Below are 17503 nucleotides of genomic sequence, written 5' to 3'. Positions count from 1 at the left end.
AGTCTCTTATTTCGGAAGTTTGAGGAAGGCCTGCTGGCCATGCTTGCGGATATAGTCCGCCTTATCGCTGGCGCTCATCTCTGAACGTTTCTGACTGCCACCACCGCCTGGCTTGTGTCCACCCGCGCCGGTACCTTCAGCGCGCGGGAACAGGTGCGGGGCCGTCTCCTTGAGCGACTCAGCCCATTCAAGCGGGCTTAGTGGGGTTTTGCCGTCCTTACCGAACAGAACGTCGCCATTTGCATCAACTGCTACGGCCTCGCCTTCGTCGTTGAGCTGGAATGTGCCTTTGGCACGCAGGATCAGGTCATCGGATGCTTCCGCCAGTGCGCCAGCTTTTGACGCTGCCGACCGGATGGCATCGCCGAGAACGCGATCCCGGAATTTGCCGGAGAACGCTTCGGCTTTATCCGCGCGTTCATTGGCCGCTTTGATCTGCTTATCAACATCAGCGCGCAGGCGCTCGGTGCGTTTATCCAGCACCTCATCAATTTTCCCGGCGGCAATCAGCTTTGCCTCTTCGTCGTCAGAAAATCGCTGCAGGATGCCGCGCACCGCATCTGGGTCGATACCGTCAAAGCGAGACAAATTGTCTTTCTGCTGCTTGATGGTGCCCAGCAGCTCGGAGTTTTTGGTTTTCAGGCCGGAGACCTGGGCAGCGACCTGATCATCAATCAGCTTCTGAATTTCTGGCGTAATTTCGGTACCGCCGCCCCCGCCGCCCTGGCCATCATCTTCTGGTGCGTAGTATTTCAGGAGCATATTTCGGATTAACATGATTTCCCCTTGGGATGTTATGGGCCTCGCCCAATAAAAAAGGCTGCCCGGAGGCAGCCGTAAGTGAAAAATGTTTTGGGATCAACTGAGCGCTTTGAGGCGGGCCAGGCTTATCCATTCCCCCTTGTCTGTGAACATTTCCCCGAGCTTCAGCTCGCCAGCGCGGTAAAGCGCGGCCCGCTCCGGCCCGAGGATCTCATCCTGTCGCGGCAGCGACTGCCGGGCCAGCCAGTCAAGATATGTGGTATCCGCTGGCACCTGCCCGTCCATGCTGGCGCGAGTATCTTCATCCAGCTCGTTACTGTCGATCCCAAGCTCACGCCATGATTTGGTAATCAGCGTCTCCGTGGAACGGCAGCAGAAATGGATTTTCCCCGGCCCCTGCAGATAAGGAACCTTGTGACCGACAGGTTTGTTGTCCAGAGTGTAACGGAGGCGATCACGGATGATGCACGTCGGCGTGGTTTTGTTGTCCAGGGTGGAGAGCCACTGTTTACCTTTCAGGACATCGCCGTTGGCTTCTGCAAAATTAGTCCGCGCCGTGGCTGCCAGGTGATTCACAGCCGTTTTGGTAATGCTGGCGGCATTGGTCCGGCTGAGCTGCAGCGCCCCGTCCTTATAGCCTTTGCTGGCGATCCCGCGGACCTGCCGAGCAATGGTCTCCGTGGTATCACCCTGCAGGTAGCCGCGACGCATTGCATTAACAACGCGTGCCATGCGGTCGGCTTCAAGGTTATCGGCCCATTCGCTCAACAGACGTCCCTGAAAGGGCTGGGCCATGGCGGCCGCGTAAAGCTGCTCAGGCGTGATGCTCTGCAGCGGGTACCGCTCTTTCACCCGCTGCGGCAGCAGTGAATCAAACAGGCTCAGTTGATAGCCTGCTTCATGCCCGGCCAGCTGCAGGAGCTCATCCTCCAGGCTGGTCTGCATGCCCGCTATTGCCTGCTGGTTAAGCTCGCGTACGCTCCCCAGCATGCTTTCCAGTCGGCTGACCGTAAACTGACTGGTGGGCAGGCTGTCCATCGCCAACAGCAGCCGTGCGGTAAGCTCAGCGTCGCTGTCGTTCAGCAGCTTAACCATGCGGTTTGCCACACCAGTGCTGTAACGACTGATCCAGACGGTGTGGGCTATGGCTTCGTCACGTAACGTTTCATTTACCGTTGCCATTGTTACCGCCAATCAGGGTGGGGTTGGGGTTGTGCAGCTCGTCAATAATATCGTCGGGGCTGTCTGCTGGGTTGATGAGGTCAAGCTTCTGCAGCGCACGAATCATATCAGTGTCACGGATTGCACCGGACTGCCAGGCGTTCACAATGGCGGTAACCATGCCGGACTCGGCGACCTTAGCTATGAACTCTTGATTTATCGCGTAGGCCGCCTGCTGCTCGCCGACGCCCAGATATTTCGCGCACCAGCCGATGGCCAGTGAATAGGCCTCCGATACGTTCGAGACGCAGATCCCCAGTACAGAAGTGGACGATGTCTGCTCGCTGCTGGACTGCGTTGCGGTTTTAACCGCCGCGTTCTGTTCGATGAGCCGGGCACCCAGTTGCACCATGTAGTCGCGCTTACTGTCCATAGCCTCTTTCGCCAGCATGTTGGGTTGCGCCTGGGCATAACCAAAGTTGCCCTCTCTGGGCAGCAGCAGCGGCGAGCGGGAGCCGATTTTAACCCCCTTCTTTTCCAGATGATCGCGCCATCCTTCATCAAGTCCCGTCATGTAGGGCTGGACCTGGCCGCAGAACCACACGCTGTCTTCGTAATCAGCACTGTTCCGGAAGTGTCCATGGTTTATCTCCACCAGCGCGGCGAGTGGTGAGTCGTCTATAGTCGGATCGTTATTCTGCGCGCCGACGAAGGTAAACGGGATTTCGTCCCAGCTGTCTTTGCCTTTGGGCTTCGGCTGGTATTCACTGGTAGCAGCGTATGTAGCGGAACCGGCATCCGCGCTGCGGCGCCACACCCGGCAGATGAACCGGCCCTCTTCAAGCGCAAGCTCGCGATACTGGACCTCATCCTTGAACGCGTAGCCATCCTCCTGCTCCACACATTCCCTCAACACCACCAGCACCAACTGATCGCGCCCGTTGATGCGCTTCGTGCGCCAGTTGATGATGTTCTCGGCCAGATAGCGCAGGATAATGGCCTGCCCACTACCCTCAGCGTAATCGACATAAAGCCCGTCACGTGCCACCTCCAGCACGTTCTCGGTCACCAACTGCGACTGCTGGTAAATGCTGGTGCCAGCGCCGTCGGCGTTCTTCAGCAGATAGCTCAGTTTCTCCGGCGCGGAAAAGGTCGGATCCTTTCGAAAGGCCAGCCCAAGGAGGCCAATCTTGGTATTACCAGTAATCGCATAGAAGACCGCCCGCTGCAGGTAGTCTTCGTTGCGCTTGCGGTTGCGCATGCTCTTGTCTGTGGAGTCAAGTAAAGGCAGATAGTTGTTGCCCGGTTCTTTTACCGCCTCTGCCCCTTTGCAAAAGTCCCTGATTTTCTTCCAGGCAGCACTGGCCGCCCGGTGCTCAGGACGAACCCAAGTGATGTCGTTATTAGCCATATCAGAAGGTGGTATCCATAGTGATTGAGTATGCAGGTTTGACGATGGGGTAATCCTTAACAATAAAATACCCGCCACCATCATTGGGGTGATCGTTATCTGCCTTTTTGTCCGGCTCGCCGTTTTTATCCCATACCTGCTGCTCAAGGCTTTCCGTATAGACCGGGCAGCGCTGGACATTAACCAGGTAACGCCGTTCGCCCAGCGCATTACAGAACATGGCGTTCATCGAGTTGATACGATCTTTCACCGGCGGGTTGGAAGCGTTAACAATGACGCTGAACCCAGCTTCTCTAAGCTGGGCAATATCGGTCAGGCTGGCGCAGTTGGATTTACGGCTGTCGCCGGAGGCATCCGGATATATGTAGATCTGGCGGCTGGCAACGTAGCGGCCGCCCTCATAGCGCCAGAACTCTTCCTGAATGCGTTTGATCATCGCCGGAGTGTCATAGACCTTCACTAACTCCCGCACCGCGCGCGGCAACCCTTCACGCTTCACATGAACGATGGCTGCCATCTTACCGACGTTGAAGTCCATGCCAATAAACAGCGGCTCGCCCGGCTGCTCTTCATCTGTGCAGTTGTTCAGCCTGCGATCGAACTGGTGGTAAATGGTGCCGCTTGTCAGGTTAGTGAAATGCCCGCGCAGGTAGGCTTTTATCAGCTCTGGTGGATAGCTCGCAAGCAGCGAGGGAATATAGTCATCAGGCAGGTTCGCTTCATTATCAAACGTGGAAGCCTGCACAAGTCCGTACAGAGTTGCCAGCTCAGGCTTATCGCGCACTGCCTTAACGAACTGCTGATAAACGAACTTATACCCTTCTGGTGTGGTGGTAACGTCAATGCCGTTACGCAGTCCAGCGACCTTATAGCGCATACGGGCGATGATTTTCCGCCAGGCCTGCTGCGCTTTGAGGGCGGGCATCACGTCGAGCTCATCCACCAGCGCGTTGCCGATTTTAAAGCCGACAATCGTGGCCGGTTTCTCCATTGAGCGGCAGATGGTGGTGCCGCGGTACTGCCTTCCGGCGTAGAAATGGACCTCTTTGTTGCTCTCGTTGATTTGGACCTTAAGTCCCCAGTCGAACGCCACCTCCTCCACTGTCGGATAGAAGATGTCCCGGATTTGCGGATAGGTCGGAGCGAAGTAGCCCTGGTTGATCTTAGGGTGTTCCCACATCCCCTTGCAGATGCCCCCGCAGCCCACCCATGTTTTACCGGAGCCGAAGCCTGCCACGTAGGACTTGAACTTATGCGGCATAGCCAGAAACTGTGCCTGCGGTACGTTAAGGGTCGGCGATATCCCCGTCATCGTCTTTCCTTACGCGAGCATCCGCGACGTTAATGTTAATTGCCACGGGCATCGGTACCTCATCTTCAGGATCTGCTGCCAGCTCTTTGCGGAGTTTTTCCACCTCCAGCTGGCGACGTTCGATTTCGATCTGCTGCAGCTGCTGCGCAAACTCGCTGTCCGCCAGGCCAAGCCGCTTCATTACGGCTTCATACATCCGTTCACGGCTAATGGCAGTGATCTCAACACCGTTCTTACCGAGCTTGATGCCGGAATACGCCAGACGGGAAACAGGCGGCAGCTTACGGGTATCAGCGAAATACGGCTGGCCGATGCCGTCACCATTACAGCGAGGGCATGCCGGATTAGGTTCCCGGTTGTGGTCATAGCCGTAACCGCCAACGTCCGCAGGCTCTTTACCCTTTTTCTCGATTGCTTTAAGCCGATGCTCTTCAAACTCCACCATATCGCGCCATTGATAGTTATGGCCGAAGCCATGACAGTAGCGGCACGCACCACGGCGATATTGCGAGAGCTCGTTAGCGTCAAAAGTAGCGAGCTGCCACATCTGCGCCAGCACCTCATCAGCACTGGCAAGCGTTCGCATCAAGGAGGCCTTTTGCTGTTTATCAATAGCAGCGGCAACTGAAGTTTTCTGAAGGAGCTGATAACCAATTTGCTCAGCAGTCTTTGCACTGTACTTGGCACGTATGGCGGCCTGGGTGGCGTTGCAGTCTTTCAGGTATTCCGCCACAAAGATTCGCTGCTGAGCTGTCAACCCGTCGTTTTCCACCAGTGCATTAACGTCTATTTCCTTCTGCGCATTGCGCACTTTTTTCTGCGCATTTTTTTGCGCAATTTGCGCTGCGGGCTTTTTTATATATCGGCGGGCGGTCGCGTAGTTCAGTCCCTGCGCTTCACACCACTCCTTCGGTGTTACGCCAGTTGCGGCATGATCGGACAGGAACCGCTGCTGAAGCTCGCCCCAGTCCGGCTTTGCCATTAGTTACTCCAATAAAAAAGCCACCAGCGGACGCCAGTGGCTTGATCGAATTCAAATTTACTGTCCCGAGACGACCTTACTCTTTCATAGCAAGGAATTGATCATCAACAAGTTTTCTACAACGCCCAATAACTTCCTCAACGTCTAAAGCTTTGCTAAATCTAAACTTATTGCGGAACTGCTCTCATTTACCGAGTGGATCCTTACGGGATATATCGGCATGGAAAAGAGCCTTTTCATTCTGGTAAATCTCGAATTTGAAATCCCCTGAAACTGCATTTGAAATTGTTATGGTTTTGATCAGCGTGCTAAATGGCATGGAGACCTCAATAAAATTAATGAAGCTTTAAACATAGCAGTTTTGAGGCTAGTTCAAAAATCCAAGCGATTGAACCGAAGTGATTACGAGGTATTTCTCCTCAATACCGAGTGCTTTTGCCATGTCTGCCACATAGTCAGCAAGATCAACATCAATGATGTCAGGATCGTCAGTGCTCATGAAGCGTGAGCCCTTCTGCATCAGTTGCCAGTCGCGTGTGTATGCTTCCCAGACAATGAAGAAAGTCATTGTTGCTGCCTCCGTATTGATTTCTGAAATTATAGGAGGCTAAACAAAATACAGGCAGCGCAGGAGCAGTTAAATCTACTGATGCAGTAGGATTCTTCCTAATACTCACCGCTTACGCTTGTTGTTTGGGAATTGTGTGCAACAGTTACATCTCCTCACTGTGGCTCCTACCCACACCAGGGGAAGCTCAGAGATGAGCACGTCGTAGCAATGACAAGTATCTCTTCAAATCAAGCATGCATTATTGCAGCCCTCACCTGGAGGGCTTTTTTTTTACGCAAATAAGCCGTCAAACCGACACAAATCAAAAAAGTAAATAAGAAACCTGCTGATTTGACTTAAGTTATACATCTATTTATCCACTTTGCACTATGCTTCGCTTGTTATACGTAACGAGCGACCATTTGGTCTCCCTTCCGAAGTGTCGGATTTCATTTCGGAGGGGAAATTTTTTCCAACACACCAGCAGCATGTTGCCTGCTCTCTTCAATCTGCCGGATGGCAGCGCGATCGATATTGCATTGCCCCACCAGCCCGTATAACTGCGCACTGAGCTGAACGCTGTCACCGAACGTCATTCCGTCCGGCGGCTCAGGTGCATCAATGCGGGAGGTCAGCTCTGCGGGCAGGCTGATTTGCGGCTGGCTTATTGTCCGGTACTCCACCCGCGGCTTTTGCTGCGGCGCGCAGCCGGTCAGCAGCATTATCAGGCACACGAGACTGTGCACACTTATCCGCTTCAAGGTATTGCTTAATTTCATTCTGTAGCTTCCGGTTTTGCTGTGCGGTTACAGCGCGCTGTTCAGTGACCTGGGACATCACTTGGTTCTGCTGCCTGACGGCGGTTACCAGTTCGCCCACGCTGGCGGCCAGGCCGTCATTTTTTGAACGCAGATCGTTAATCTGGTCATCTTTGCTGTTCGCCAGCTTCTCCAGCCGCTCATTAGTCGCAGTTAACTGGGCGTTACGGGCATTCAGTCCCCACAGCGCAATGCAAATAAGGCCGATAACGATAATGTGTGAATAGTTCTTTATGAAGTTGATCGGGTTCATGTCAGAAACACCTCTCTTTCACGCTGGCGGCGCGGCAGGAGAATATCCGGATCGTTACCGGAGCGTTTCCACATCAGGAAAGCATCGGCCGCGCCGTGATATTCATGGGCATTGAGCCGCTTAAGGACGGTGGAATCTTCAAAGGCAGTTTTGCCGATATTGAAGACCAGGCTGCAAAGCGCGTCATACTGATTTTGGGTAAGCGGCACCTTAACGCTGGCGTTAATAGCTTTCTCAACCCAGGCAATATCAGCCAGGAGCAACGCGGTTGATTTCTCTTTGCTGATTGTAAGCTCTGGAGTGATGGCCCGGCCATCCACCGGCCCGGTATGACCGACGCCGATCGTCAGAATGCCTTTGGTGTCGCGATACGCTTTCAGGCGCTCGCCTTCTTCACGCTTAATCAGGGAAAGCCCGTCAGGACTGATTTTCACTGTTATCTCCCGTTCTGCGGCTAATCCACCCGCGCAGCTTCTCGCTGATGTAGTCATTGCCGACATACCCGATGTACACCGCAAACACCTGAGCGGCTGTATCGGGGACATTCCAGTTAAGAACGCCCCCGACCACCTGAAGCGTCGGCGCGGCGAAGAATGCCAGTGCGCTGCACGACACGGCGTCAAGAACACGCTTACTCCATGAGGACTGCGCATAAGCACTTCGCAGCAGAGAAAACATGCCCGCCACACCTGCATATCCCCATTCTGTTTTGTGGCTGTATAGCCAGGCAATAAGACCTGCCCAGAAACCAGCGTCTTTGTCCGGCATACGTTTCATCTCCACCTCCGCCTGTAAAGGGTCGGTGCTGTGTAATTTAAAGAGTCAGGAGCCAAGGCTGCACTCGACAATGTGGCCTTGATAGTTTTCCTGTGGATTGAAATGAAGAAAGCCGCCAGATGGCAGCCTTGAGAAATTCTAATTAGAGGGTTTATTACGCTTTCTGCGACGGCCACGCCTGATGCGCTCCAGGCGATACTTGAAGATAAATTTTATTTAAGAACTGGCAAAAAAATCTATAAATTTAATTCTTTCTTAAAATAAAAGCTTTCATAAGGTAAAGCGTGTATGCTTGAAAAATCGTTGTTACTTCATGCAAGATTTACCCACCCTGAAACCTACTGATAAAAAACAACTTTTCCCTAGGTTCCGTCGAATAATCAGTTACTAAGGAACCTTTATCAAAAATACTGACGCCATAGTAGGCGAAGCAATTTTGCGCTTTATAAATTCTCAGTCTCGGGAAGAGTTTAGCAGAGATGAACTTATCAAAACGCTTAAAGAAATGTTCGTGGAAAAATATGAAAACAGTCTTTCAATTTCAGAAATTAATGATTATGAATCGGCATTGAAATCAATAATTTTTAAGAAATATGAAGATAAATAGTTATGTTATCAGATGCAAAACCGAATATTTCAAGCAATAAAAAACCCCGCCGAAGCGAGGTTTAAACTTTCTTTTCGTACAGGCGATATATGCCACGATTTGAAGAATACTAGACAAGTTCGGACAAAATCAAGCTTTATGTAGTTAAAATGCTAAATTTTGTTCTCTTCTTCGTTAAAGCTGGTTGCATTCTGAAATTCTTTCTCAGCTTTGGCCTCTTCCTGCTGACAAATCCTCACCAGCGACTCAAGAAATGGCTTCCAGTTGCGAGTCCATGTCCTGACATGCAAATCTGGCAAGCGCCGGATAATAGCCTTGTGCGCAGCCGTAGATGGTACTGAAGAGAAGCCATTGCCGGAGCATCGCTCACAGGTTTTGAATACCGGCGCGCCCCGCTCTTTAGTCGCCACCCGATCGAGTACTTCCCCTTTCCCGCCACAGCGGCAGCGTGCTGGAATGATGCCCTTACCTCCACAGGCTGTGCATGCATGTTTAACCGGCTCATTTTTAATCTTCGCGGCAACCAGCTCCGCACCGTCAGCATTGAAAATGCCCGGATGTTTGATCACATCCTCATGCCTTGAGATAAATCCCGTACCGCTGCAGGTGGTGCAGGTGCTGCTGCTGGCTGCCGAACGGGCATATTCAGCAAAGGCAAACTGCGCCAGCACCTGCATGCACCAGCCCAACTCACCACCAGCTGCTTTACGCACGTTCTTCGGGGCAACTTCCATCGCATGCCGCACCAGCGCCTGCACTGCGATTTGCTCATCCGTTATGCTGATCCCGGCCTTTCCAAAGAATGCAGCGAGACCGAAGCGAGCGCGGCTGCTGGTGGTGCCAATCGCTGCCATTACATCTGTACCGGTCAGCCTGTCAGGAGAGGTGCCTTTAACGCTGTCGCTGATATTCATCCCCTGAGGGCTGAAGTGTTTTAGTGAAGATTCAAGTTTCATGCAGCCTCCTGCTGTTTCAGTTCTTTGAGTTTTACGCGGTACTCATCACGGATTCGGATGTAATCGTCTCGCTTCCATTTCGGTAGTTCGTGCGGGCCCATCAGGGCCTCAAAGCGGGCCTGGCCAATTTTGGCTATCAGCGCCGGGCTGTATGCTGTCAGGTTGCCGGAAAGGTGGTTATTACAGGGGGCGCACTGGCGATGGCAGTTATCTTCGTTGAAGCGCAGCTCTGGGTTCGCGCCGGTCGTGCGAAAATGCCCGGCGTGATACTGTCCGTCATGGTGGCGGCCGCAGCTGATGCATGGAAGATGACGATCCCGGTACCGGATGAACTCGTTGAATGCCTGCTGGGCTTGTTTGACGAAGTAACTGAGTTTCTTCACAGCCTGGCGGCGTTCGGCCTGCAGTGCCCGCTGCTCTTTCTCCTCCTGAAGCTGGCGCTTCTTCTCAGCCCGCAGAGCCTCAGCGCGTTTCTTTGCGACCTGCTCTTTGCCAACCACAGTAGCGCACTCGTAGCAGCAGACGACCTGCCCTTCGCGGACCGGGTTGAACCACTGGCGGCAGGATTTGTGGGCGCACTTGCGGCGAGGTAACTTATGCATGTTTTCTCCTCGCGGCCAGGCGTAGCCACTTCTGATCGACGAGACGGGCGGTATAGCCCTTGAGGGTTGGTATTTCTGAAGGTGCCGGAGCAGCCTTGCGGCGGCGCGCTGGTATGCGGAAGATTGCGCGCTCAATGACTTTAGCGAGAGGACTATGCATGCTCTTCTCCCCAGCGCTTGGCCCACTCGATTTCGAGGCGTGATTTCTCACTAAACTGAACGCCCTGCTGCGTCCCGAACCAGTATATAGCCTCAATGACTTCGACCATCTGACGAACGTTCATCTTGCTGGTACGCTGACCGAACACCACCACGCCCCCGTCGAGACCTGGGGCCATACGCTGCTGCTGTTTCTTGGACTTAGCCACCAGAGCGGTAATGAGGTCTTTCCAGTCGTCGGAGTCGTATTTGTGGCCGAACCAGATAACCTGATCTGACAGGTCTTTCAAAAGCGGCCACATTTTTTTGTTTTGTTCGATAGTGCGGGTGGGCTCTTTGATGTCCAGCACCAAGGGGCGCTTCTGGTCCACCGGCAGGTCGCGGATGTAGCTGATTGCGTTTTGCTTGATGGCGTCGTTGACGAGGTGGAATTGCTGTTTCACGCTTCACCCCCTGAGAGGTAAAACGCAGAATGCAGAAAATCGCAGGTGCATTTCTGCATCTGTGACAAGGTGATTTGCTCGTTGTATGTGCGCATAACGTCCCCGTTAGCGCAAAGGTACCGCCGGTGCTCAATCCGGCGACACTGATATTATGGCGGGTTGATAATGCTAAATCAATCGTCGATAACTTTATGGTATCTAATACCGCTCACACCTAGGATGTCATTTACTGGCCCAGCAATAACTACTTCGCCCGTGCTAACCCAGCGTCCATAAAAATCATTAGGGTGTGAAATATATAGCTCCATTGGAAGATTAAAGTTCCTTTCAACGATTAAAGTTTCTTCGTCCTCAAAGGCAGCATTGATGCTGCTTAAATGGCTGTGTTGTAGGTCGCATTTAGTAAATAATATCATGGTTTAACTCTCATTTTCTTGGGTGAGAGAATTATACCATTCCAATAACCATTATTTAGATGTGCCTATTTACTACCAGTAAGACGAACATTACGGCGTCGAACGGGTTATCCACCTCACACCTCCTGCTCAGGCGCTGCCGGTGGTAAATCTTCCCATTTGCGCAGGGCATCCCTCTTAATGCGGTCGAAGGTAAGCCGGAGCAGACCGGTGGTAATCTGGTTAAACTCGGGAAAGTTCTTATCCCTGGTGCCAATCTCTGAGAGGCAAAAGCTGCGCTTGACCATATGATATTCAACCAGCTTCAGGAATACTTCTCACCAGGCAATCTGCGCAAGATAGAGCAGAGGTCTAAGAAAGAATTTAACCAAACATACTGGTGGCGTCTTCAGGACGTTACACCTCGTAAGGAAATCTATGCTATTAGAAAAGCTTGTGTGCATTGCATTGGTTTTATGGATGCCTTTTGTGTATGCCCCAAAAAATAGTAGCGAGGGTACGAGATAGTTTTAGCTCAAATAAATTCTTACATTAGTAATTCTTTTGGTAATAGGCACAATGGTCTAAAGACTCCACCAGAAGAACCAGGGTATGGGATATTTTATACAATAAAAATACCACTGGAGGGTAAAGATGCTTTAGCTTTCATTAGCGAAGGTAAGATATCTAAGTATTTTGATTTGTGAAAATATTGTCATAAAGCCATTGTTAAAAAGTTTTTACACAGTTTCAACAGAATACATTGATAAAAACGGTGATGTAATAATTAATCTTTTATCAAATAAAATATCATGCGGTTAATATATTAATCTGTAATACAAAAAGCCCGCTAAGCGGGCTTTACATGCAGTTGTCGATAATGATTAGCTTGCTCAGTCCATTTGAGAACTTGCTCCTTGTCTTCGATAAGGGTGTGAGCTTTATCTTTACAATAATCAATTATATAAATGTGATTATCATTATCACTATCTACAAAATAAGAGTAAACGACATAACTATTACTGGTGCAAGCCCATTGGATTAACAGGTCTTCACCTTCACCCCAACAGCACCCTTCTTGCCAGACATGAGCATGGAAAAGCTCTTCGGCTCTTGCAGAGGTTGGCGCTCGGAAGTATTTATCTCGCCCTATTGTTTCTATGTAAGAAACGAATTCGTACTGCTCAGGCTCTGGAGGGGCGGGGATTTTACCTTCCTCCAGGCAGATTAATTTGTACTCTTCGAATTCATCTATGGGGAACTGGGCTAAAGGGTCTTCAATAATTGCTTCTTTAATCAATTCAGAGCGAACTATTTTGTTTCCCATACTAAGCGCTTCTCTTCCATTTTTGCAGCAAGAAGATCAGAAGCAGCACTCAGTTTCGCCTTATACTCAGGAGAACGACGAATCGAAGGGCGACCCGGCCTTTCTTTACCTTTTCTTTTATCAGCTATCTGGGACATGCTTACCTCCTCTGACTGACACCTGTTTACCTTTGAGGTAATTTTGGCCTTGCTTGACGGCATCGTCAATGATTATTTTATAAGCGCATCCTTGCGCTGTCCAACCGGTGTCCGATCAGTGTCCTGCGGTCTGATGCATGATGTACTGCGCATGCGACCTGTTATCACCAAGGCATTTTGTGCGCCGACAACATAGTTGACCATGGTGGTAAACTCAGCCACCGCTCCCGACACATCATGTCTGTGATTTTCCATCTACCGCAGCAGGTTCAGCAGGAGCGATTGTTCTGCCAGACCGGCAACACCTTCAGGTGAATGAATCAGATCCCGGTAGCAGGGCTTCAGTGGCACGCTGTAAGTTTTCTGCTCAACCTGCAACGCATCCATGATTGCTGGGAGCATATTCCTCGTCATCTCCTGTGTCAGCAGGCGGGCCATCGTGCGAATTTCTTCATTGACGTTACACATACGCGGATCGTTGGCGTACTGCTCAATTGCTTCTCTTCCTGCATCTCACACCTTCCCGTCATTCTTCATGAGTTCGTAGCGCGCTTTGAGTAACTGCGCGGGAGTTAGTCCATGCTCTGCCTTCGGTGCCTGCAAAGCGCGGCGTACGGGTGGCACCGGGTGCCCTTCAGCGGCTCGTTTTACCCAGTAGGCCAGTACATCGGCTGCGGCGTTTTGCAGCTCTTTCTGGCTTAACTGCCCGTCAGTGCTGCGGCGGCGAAGTTCCAGGCAGATGTGATAGAGAACCGGCTGCGGCCATGGGTACTGCTCACTGCTCGGGTACTGAAAAACCATCTTTCGCCACTTCCAGAATTCGGTCATCACATCGTCAGCGGTAATGCCGAACGCCCGCGCCTCTTCCTTGCACCAGGCCACGAATTGCCCCGGCGACGGGAGGAATGGTTTTGCCTGGCGGCGGGCGACACGCATACCTGCAGCTACCTGATCCATGGTGGTGATGCCGTTCTCGCGAAATGCCATAACCCACTGGCGGCGAATCTCGTTCATCTCCGCCTGATCACGACCGGCCATTGCCGCCGGGAACGCTGCGAGAAGCTGGATGAAAACGCCGTTGATGACCTGCGCCACATGTTCGATGCCTGGCTGATCGTCGTACTGTTCAGGCAGGTTGTGCGCGATGCGACGCATTTGTTCGCGGTCGTAGTTGTGCATCTGCTCAGCAAGGCTTTTCATAGTTTCACCCCGTGAATCCAGTCAGTGTTATTCATGTCCACCTTCGGCTTGCCAGCAGCGGCAATATCGGTTCCAGATGCAGCACGCTGCATCGTCAACTTGTCCCACTGCTTGCGCAGGCTGGCAGGGCAGAGGATGTTGGTCTGCCAGAAGTGATGCTTGCTGGCCCAGTCGTACAGGTCGCAAATATCACGGTGTGTCCGTCCGTCAATCTGGTTAGTCAGGCGAACGTCATTTGCCCAGGCTTTCAGGTCGGGCTCTTTGCTGGTCGGGTTTATTTTCTTAACGCGGATGGCGATCCACTCTGCGGCTCTCAGGTCGTCAGCGGTGCCCCACTTGGCACCTGTCGGTGTGTAAATCACCGCTTCAGGATGAGCAGATAAAAATTTCTTCAGACGGTCGTCGGTGAATTCGCGAGAATTCTTCGACGAAGATCTTTTAATGTTTTTATTGTTGTTATTACTTTGTTGTTCATGATTCTCGGGGAAACGCTCGGCTAAATGCTCGGCCTTATGCTCGGCACTACCATCGGAAGCCGCGCCATTACTGGCTTCACCATGCTCGGCATTAAGCGCGGAGATTTGCGCGGGATAATGCGCGGGTGAATCGTCCGTTTTTTGAGCATATTCAGCGTAATTTGTGATGGTTATCACAGAGCCTTTTCTCTTCTCTCCTGAGCGAGAAATCATCCCCTCACGCTCGAAAACATCCAGCATCCTGTCTACGGCGTGACGACTGCATGGCTTCCCTTCCCTGTCGCATAAACTCAGACCTAGATCGGCTGAGGTGGTTACCAGTTGTCCGGTTAACAGCGGCCATTGGCGACCCTTGAAGTTTGCTGTGTAAGGCTGTCGGGCGGCAGACAACAGCAGGTTTTCCCACAGCGTGCGCAGGAATACGTCCTTCGACCAAGGTTGCTTAAGCACACTTCGGTACAACGGGATGAAACCTGTTCTCTGGTTCTCCATCCGGTTGCTCCTGAGTTGCCCCGGATCATTACCGGGGAAGTTGAGAATTTTTGCAGTGTTCACGCTTCCTCCCAGCCGCTGTCACGCAGCAGAGCTTTTTGCTCACCGATGATTGCCATAACCTCTTCGAGCGCCGTAGCGGGCACTGTGATGCGGTCATTTTCGATTTCTGCATCTGCCAGCAGCTCGGCAAGGCGACGGGCTCGCGCCGGGGATAGTTGAGGGATGGCAGCACTACGGGTGAGCTTGTTCTTACCGGAGGCTTTTGCCTTGTCGAGCTGACGGGTTGCCACTGTGGCCGCCTGAGCGCCGTGCTCGCGGGACAGTGCAACGGCGGTGGTAGCCGAGACATCGCCGGCCTTCACCATGTCGATTAGTTCATCGCCGCAGGACAGCAACTGGAGGTGGTGATCGACGTCACCGACAGAGCGCTTAACCATCTTCGCTATTTCAGTCGGCGTGCGGCCCTGATTTACCAGGCGCTGATATGCTGCCGCGCGCTCCAGCGGAGACAGCGCTTTCCCCTGGCTGCTGGTAATCATGAAGGCGATGCGATCAGCTTCTGAACCGACAAAGTCTTTGCACTCAATGCGCGCAACTTCAGTGCCCGATGCAGTGGCAGCCAGCGCGCCGTAATAGCGGTGGTGACCGTCGATGATTTTGACGCCCTGCTCTGTCACCTGAACAGCCAGAGGCGGCACAAACTCACCAGCGATAAACGCATCGCGAAACTCTTCGACATGCTGCTCATCGATTTCACGGACGTTAAAGCCCGGCTCAACGTAGATTTCTGACAGCGGGACAAGAAACGTCTTTTTAACCGTGGTTTCGGTGCCGTTCTTGTCTTTTTGCTTGTAAAGCTGGGATAGTGAACTCATAATTATTCCTGTGAATTGATCCAGTTAATTCGCTTAGAAAGCCGTTGGTGTTGCTGCACCGCGGCTTTCGCCATTTTTAAACCCGTCATACTGCCCCCAGCATTGAGGTTACGATCGTCATCAGCGGGCCAACCTGATCCGGCATAAGACGGAACAGCGAAGCGATACCCTCACTCACCTCTTTCAACTTCTGATGCTCCGGAGCGCCAAGCAGAACTGCCTGTTTTGCTTCGGCACATTCCTTCACCGCAGCAGCAATGCGCGCGGTAACATCATCCTGACCCACTAGGCGCGAACGGTACTCCAGCGGCAGAACGGCCATGATTGCTGGCGTCATCTGCTCTACGCGCTGGCGGTACTCTTCGCTGTCGAAGCGGTTATCGAGGAAGCGAAACAGCTTCTGGCGCTGGCGGGAGATGTCGGCCGGAAAGCTGATGGCTTCCCCGCCCTGCTGCCGCCACTCTTCAACAATCAATGCAGCGACAACGTCCTGCCCTGCTGCTGCTGACCATGCGCGCACCGCATCGCGGATATCGTCGTGGGTTACTGACTTCTTAGGTTGAGTACGGTTTATCACCGCAGCTGGAACAAATCCGGTATTGTGTTGATACGTAAGTGATTGCGTATGCATTGCTTTCCCTTTCGTTGGAATGTCCGCCGGTTAGGTGGAACTATTGTTGGTAGGGCTTGGGAACAGCGTCGGTAAGTCAGGGCGAATTTGATAAGCCTGAATTTCACCACCTGTAGCCTTCACGATACTGTTCACATGCTCCGGAGAAACTTTTGCTTTGTTGTGGAGCCACTTGTAAACCGCCTGCTGCGACACTGCGCACGCGTCACCAAGGGCTTTTTGAGAGCCAACAATAGTGATAGCGGTTTTAATGGTTGGGTTCATAACAACCTCCGTAGTGAATACGAAAGAACAATAAAACTATGGTTGTATTTAGTCAACAACCATTTTCGTTTGATGTAATAAAACCATGGTTGTACATTTCTGATATGAAAACGACACTTGCAGAAAGACTCAAAGAAGCCAGGAACATGCAAGGCCTTACTCAAAAGGCTTTGGGAGATCTGGTTGGCGTAAGCCAAGCGGCGATTCAAAAAATAGAAACTGGAAAGGTGAATCAGACAACGAAGCTTGTCGATTTAGCCTCGGTCCTTAAAATTCGACCTGAGTGGTTGTCCACCGGTGAAGGAGGCATGCGTGCTGATGGCCAAATGCCTGCTGAAGTTGTCGCCCCGCCTCGCTCTGATATCTACAGAGTAGATGTGCTGGATGTTCACGCAAGCGCGGGGCCTGGTTGTATGTTGTCGACCGACTTTATCGAAACCATCAGAGCAATCGAATACACGCCAGACAAAGGGCATGCCCTGTTTGGGCCGGTGCCCTCTTCTCAGGTTAAGGTGATTACCGTTCGCGGTGACAGTATGGAAGGCACGATTGACCCAGGCGATGAAATCTTCGTGAACATCGGTGTGCGGCAGTTCGATGGGGACGGAGTGTACGTCTTTGTGTTTGGCAACACTTTGCACGTAAAGCGCCTGCAGATGCATAAGGACAAACTGTTAGTGATATCGGATAACGCAAGATACAAAGAGTGGTACATCGAGGATGGAGAGTTTGATCGCTTTCACATCATGGCGAAGGTCTTAATTAAGCAGACCATCGCGTATAAGAGATTTGGTTAATAATTACCCTAGTGCATGTATTAAACTTACATTGTGTAGAAATGGAAAAGAATTAAATGTAACTATTTAGATGGCTCTTGATGTGAGGCCGTAATTATGAGACTACAGCAAGT

At 51.9% G+C, this 17503-nt stretch carries 23 protein-coding genes and 1 pseudogene; 2 read left to right on the top strand and 22 right to left on the bottom strand.

All coding sequences use genetic code 11. The features are described 5' to 3' along the window. Positions 1 to 6: 6 nt before the first annotated feature. The 14 genes from SOM48_RS19115 to SOM48_RS19050 all read right to left on the bottom strand — a co-directional run bounded on the left by SOM48_RS19115 (position 7) and on the right by SOM48_RS19050 (position 11209). On the bottom strand, positions 7 to 777 hold the full coding sequence (locus tag SOM48_RS19115) for a hypothetical protein (RefSeq protein WP_076770036.1): 771 nt from the start codon (positions 775 to 777) through the stop codon (positions 7 to 9). A gap of 81 nt (positions 778 to 858) precedes the next feature. Further along, positions 859 to 1944, bottom strand: coding sequence for a structural protein (locus tag SOM48_RS19110; RefSeq protein ID WP_320512785.1), 1086 nt, complete (start codon positions 1942 to 1944; stop codon positions 859 to 861). Next, entirely contained in the window at positions 1928 to 3334 is a 1407-nt protein-coding gene (locus SOM48_RS19105; protein ID WP_320512784.1) for a DUF4055 domain-containing protein, read from the bottom strand. Before SOM48_RS19105 ends, SOM48_RS19110 begins: the two co-directional genes overlap by 17 nt. A gap of 1 nt (position 3335) precedes the next feature. After that, positions 3336 to 4646: a terminase large subunit domain-containing protein gene (locus SOM48_RS19100; RefSeq protein ID WP_320512783.1), complete on the bottom strand. Its 1311-nt coding sequence runs from the start codon at positions 4644 to 4646 to the stop codon at positions 3336 to 3338. Continuing rightward, complete coding sequence (locus tag SOM48_RS19095) at positions 4621 to 5628, bottom strand: terminase small subunit (RefSeq protein WP_320512782.1); 1008 nt, start codon at positions 5626 to 5628, stop codon at positions 4621 to 4623. The genes SOM48_RS19100 and SOM48_RS19095 overlap by 26 nt, the downstream gene beginning before the upstream one ends. A 367-nt stretch (positions 5629 to 5995) precedes the next feature. Continuing rightward, positions 5996 to 6196: a hypothetical protein gene (locus tag SOM48_RS19090; protein ID WP_054803298.1), complete on the bottom strand. Its 201-nt coding sequence runs from the start codon at positions 6194 to 6196 to the stop codon at positions 5996 to 5998. 431 nt (positions 6197 to 6627) lie between these two features. Beyond that, complete coding sequence (lysC, locus tag SOM48_RS19085; RefSeq protein ID WP_320512781.1) at positions 6628 to 6957, bottom strand: Rz1-like lysis system protein LysC; 330 nt, start codon at positions 6955 to 6957, stop codon at positions 6628 to 6630. Positions 6958 to 7245: 288 nt separating this feature from the next. After that, entirely contained in the window at positions 7246 to 7683 is a 438-nt protein-coding gene (locus SOM48_RS19080; RefSeq protein ID WP_320512780.1) for a lysozyme, read from the bottom strand. Further along, positions 7667 to 8026, bottom strand: coding sequence for a phage holin, lambda family (locus SOM48_RS19075; RefSeq protein ID WP_223284278.1), 360 nt, complete (start codon positions 8024 to 8026; stop codon positions 7667 to 7669). The genes SOM48_RS19080 and SOM48_RS19075 overlap by 17 nt, the downstream gene beginning before the upstream one ends. 759 nt (positions 8027 to 8785) lie before the next feature. Further along, positions 8786 to 9589, bottom strand: coding sequence for an antitermination protein Q (locus tag SOM48_RS19070; RefSeq protein WP_320512779.1), 804 nt, complete (start codon positions 9587 to 9589; stop codon positions 8786 to 8788). Further along, complete coding sequence (locus SOM48_RS19065) at positions 9586 to 10191, bottom strand: recombination protein NinG (RefSeq protein ID WP_320512778.1); 606 nt, start codon at positions 10189 to 10191, stop codon at positions 9586 to 9588. The genes SOM48_RS19070 and SOM48_RS19065 overlap by 4 nt, the downstream gene beginning before the upstream one ends. Further along, positions 10184 to 10351 carry a NinE family protein gene (locus SOM48_RS19060; RefSeq protein WP_320512777.1) on the bottom strand — a complete coding sequence of 56 codons (168 nt, stop codon included), beginning with the start codon at positions 10349 to 10351 and terminating at the stop codon, positions 10184 to 10186. The genes SOM48_RS19065 and SOM48_RS19060 overlap by 8 nt, the downstream gene beginning before the upstream one ends. Further along, the gene (locus SOM48_RS19055; RefSeq protein WP_320512776.1) at positions 10344 to 10793 is read right to left on the bottom strand and encodes a recombination protein NinB; all 450 of its coding nucleotides are present in this window, start codon (positions 10791 to 10793) and stop codon (positions 10344 to 10346) included. Before SOM48_RS19055 ends, SOM48_RS19060 begins: the two co-directional genes overlap by 8 nt. 173 nt (positions 10794 to 10966) lie before the next feature. Continuing rightward, positions 10967 to 11209, bottom strand: coding sequence for a hypothetical protein (locus tag SOM48_RS19050; protein ID WP_320512775.1), 243 nt, complete (start codon positions 11207 to 11209; stop codon positions 10967 to 10969). A 149-nt stretch (positions 11210 to 11358) separates the two neighbouring features. Here SOM48_RS19050 and SOM48_RS19045 point away from each other — a divergent pair. After that, positions 11359 to 11697, top strand: a pseudogene (locus SOM48_RS19045) (hypothetical protein); the annotation flags it as partial. A 341-nt stretch (positions 11698 to 12038) separates the two neighbouring features. On the opposite strand, the gene SOM48_RS19040 reads toward SOM48_RS19045, so the two are convergent. The 8 genes from SOM48_RS19040 to SOM48_RS19005 all read right to left on the bottom strand — a co-directional run bounded on the left by SOM48_RS19040 (position 12039) and on the right by SOM48_RS19005 (position 16593). Continuing rightward, positions 12039 to 12515, bottom strand: coding sequence for a type II toxin-antitoxin system YafO family toxin (locus SOM48_RS19040; protein ID WP_320512774.1), 477 nt, complete (start codon positions 12513 to 12515; stop codon positions 12039 to 12041). Continuing rightward, positions 12500 to 12652: a hypothetical protein gene (locus SOM48_RS19035; RefSeq protein WP_320512773.1), complete on the bottom strand. Its 153-nt coding sequence runs from the start codon at positions 12650 to 12652 to the stop codon at positions 12500 to 12502. Before SOM48_RS19035 ends, SOM48_RS19040 begins: the two co-directional genes overlap by 16 nt. Positions 12653 to 12907: 255 nt before the next feature. Next, entirely contained in the window at positions 12908 to 13054 is a 147-nt protein-coding gene (locus SOM48_RS22710; RefSeq protein ID WP_414672795.1) for a hypothetical protein, read from the bottom strand. Positions 13055 to 13165: 111 nt separating this feature from the next. After that, the gene (locus tag SOM48_RS19025) at positions 13166 to 13852 is read right to left on the bottom strand and encodes a replication protein P (protein ID WP_320512772.1); all 687 of its coding nucleotides are present in this window, start codon (positions 13850 to 13852) and stop codon (positions 13166 to 13168) included. Then, entirely contained in the window at positions 13849 to 14820 is a 972-nt protein-coding gene (locus tag SOM48_RS19020; RefSeq protein WP_320512800.1) for a replication protein, read from the bottom strand. The genes SOM48_RS19025 and SOM48_RS19020 overlap by 4 nt, the downstream gene beginning before the upstream one ends. 59 nt (positions 14821 to 14879) lie before the next feature. Further along, positions 14880 to 15698 carry a ParB/RepB/Spo0J family partition protein gene (locus SOM48_RS19015; protein WP_320512771.1) on the bottom strand — a complete coding sequence of 273 codons (819 nt, stop codon included), beginning with the start codon at positions 15696 to 15698 and terminating at the stop codon, positions 14880 to 14882. Between the two features lie 85 nt (positions 15699 to 15783). Further along, entirely contained in the window at positions 15784 to 16329 is a 546-nt protein-coding gene (locus tag SOM48_RS19010; RefSeq protein ID WP_320512770.1) for a toxin YdaT family protein, read from the bottom strand. A 30-nt stretch (positions 16330 to 16359) separates the two neighbouring features. Beyond that, positions 16360 to 16593, bottom strand: a complete 234-nt coding sequence (locus SOM48_RS19005) for a transcriptional regulator (protein WP_320512769.1) — start codon at positions 16591 to 16593, stop codon at positions 16360 to 16362. Positions 16594 to 16697: 104 nt separating this feature from the next. On the opposite strand from SOM48_RS19005, the gene SOM48_RS19000 reads away from it, so the two are divergent. After that, positions 16698 to 17390 (top strand): S24 family peptidase, encoded by a 693-nt coding sequence (locus SOM48_RS19000; RefSeq protein WP_414672797.1) that lies wholly within the window; start codon positions 16698 to 16700, stop codon positions 17388 to 17390. Positions 17391 to 17503 lie beyond the last annotated feature (113 nt).

It is taken from the genome of Kosakonia sp. CFBP8986 (assembly GCF_034044935.1).
Classification (GTDB): Bacteria; Pseudomonadota; Gammaproteobacteria; order Enterobacterales; family Enterobacteriaceae; genus Kosakonia; species Kosakonia cowanii.
Note: the sequence above shows the minus strand (reverse complement) of the source record. Positions and strands in the feature narration are given on the sequence as shown.

What these genes read in the sequence shown, in the direction of transcription:
- SOM48_RS19115 (WP_076770036.1), bottom strand. Translation starts at nt 777, where the DNA reads ATGTTAATCCGAAATATGCTCCTGAAATACTACGCACCAGAAGATGAT.
- SOM48_RS19110 (WP_320512785.1), bottom strand. Translation starts at nt 1,944, where the DNA reads ATGGCAACGGTAAATGAAACGTTACGTGACGAAGCCATAGCCCACACC.
- SOM48_RS19105 (WP_320512784.1), bottom strand. Translation starts at nt 3,334, where the DNA reads ATGGCTAATAACGACATCACTTGGGTTCGTCCTGAGCACCGGGCGGCC.
- SOM48_RS19100 (WP_320512783.1), bottom strand. Translation starts at nt 4,646, where the DNA reads ATGACGGGGATATCGCCGACCCTTAACGTACCGCAGGCACAGTTTCTG.
- SOM48_RS19095 (WP_320512782.1), bottom strand. Translation starts at nt 5,628, where the DNA reads ATGGCAAAGCCGGACTGGGGCGAGCTTCAGCAGCGGTTCCTGTCCGAT.
- SOM48_RS19090 (WP_054803298.1), bottom strand. Translation starts at nt 6,196, where the DNA reads ATGACTTTCTTCATTGTCTGGGAAGCATACACACGCGACTGGCAACTG.
- lysC (WP_320512781.1), bottom strand. Translation starts at nt 6,957, where the DNA reads ATGAAATTAAGCAATACCTTGAAGCGGATAAGTGTGCACAGTCTCGTG.
- SOM48_RS19075 (WP_223284278.1), bottom strand. Translation starts at nt 8,026, where the DNA reads ATGAAACGTATGCCGGACAAAGACGCTGGTTTCTGGGCAGGTCTTATT.
- SOM48_RS19070 (WP_320512779.1), bottom strand. Translation starts at nt 9,589, where the DNA reads ATGAAACTTGAATCTTCACTAAAACACTTCAGCCCTCAGGGGATGAAT.
- SOM48_RS19065 (WP_320512778.1), bottom strand. Translation starts at nt 10,191, where the DNA reads ATGCATAAGTTACCTCGCCGCAAGTGCGCCCACAAATCCTGCCGCCAG.
- SOM48_RS19060 (WP_320512777.1), bottom strand. Translation starts at nt 10,351, where the DNA reads ATGCATAGTCCTCTCGCTAAAGTCATTGAGCGCGCAATCTTCCGCATA.
- SOM48_RS19050 (WP_320512775.1), bottom strand. Translation starts at nt 11,209, where the DNA reads ATGATATTATTTACTAAATGCGACCTACAACACAGCCATTTAAGCAGC.
- SOM48_RS19040 (WP_320512774.1), bottom strand. Translation starts at nt 12,515, where the DNA reads ATGGGAAACAAAATAGTTCGCTCTGAATTGATTAAAGAAGCAATTATT.
- SOM48_RS19035 (WP_320512773.1), bottom strand. Translation starts at nt 12,652, where the DNA reads ATGTCCCAGATAGCTGATAAAAGAAAAGGTAAAGAAAGGCCGGGTCGC.
- SOM48_RS22710 (WP_414672795.1), bottom strand. Translation starts at nt 13,054, where the DNA reads ATGCTCCCAGCAATCATGGATGCGTTGCAGGTTGAGCAGAAAACTTAC.
- SOM48_RS19025 (WP_320512772.1), bottom strand. Translation starts at nt 13,852, where the DNA reads ATGAAAAGCCTTGCTGAGCAGATGCACAACTACGACCGCGAACAAATG.
- SOM48_RS19020 (WP_320512800.1), bottom strand. Translation starts at nt 14,820, where the DNA reads ATGGAGAACCAGAGAACAGGTTTCATCCCGTTGTACCGAAGTGTGCTT.
- SOM48_RS19015 (WP_320512771.1), bottom strand. Translation starts at nt 15,698, where the DNA reads ATGAGTTCACTATCCCAGCTTTACAAGCAAAAAGACAAGAACGGCACC.
- SOM48_RS19010 (WP_320512770.1), bottom strand. Translation starts at nt 16,329, where the DNA reads ATGCATACGCAATCACTTACGTATCAACACAATACCGGATTTGTTCCA.
- SOM48_RS19005 (WP_320512769.1), bottom strand. Translation starts at nt 16,593, where the DNA reads ATGAACCCAACCATTAAAACCGCTATCACTATTGTTGGCTCTCAAAAA.
- SOM48_RS19000 (WP_414672797.1), top strand. Translation starts at nt 16,698, where the DNA reads ATGAAAACGACACTTGCAGAAAGACTCAAAGAAGCCAGGAACATGCAA.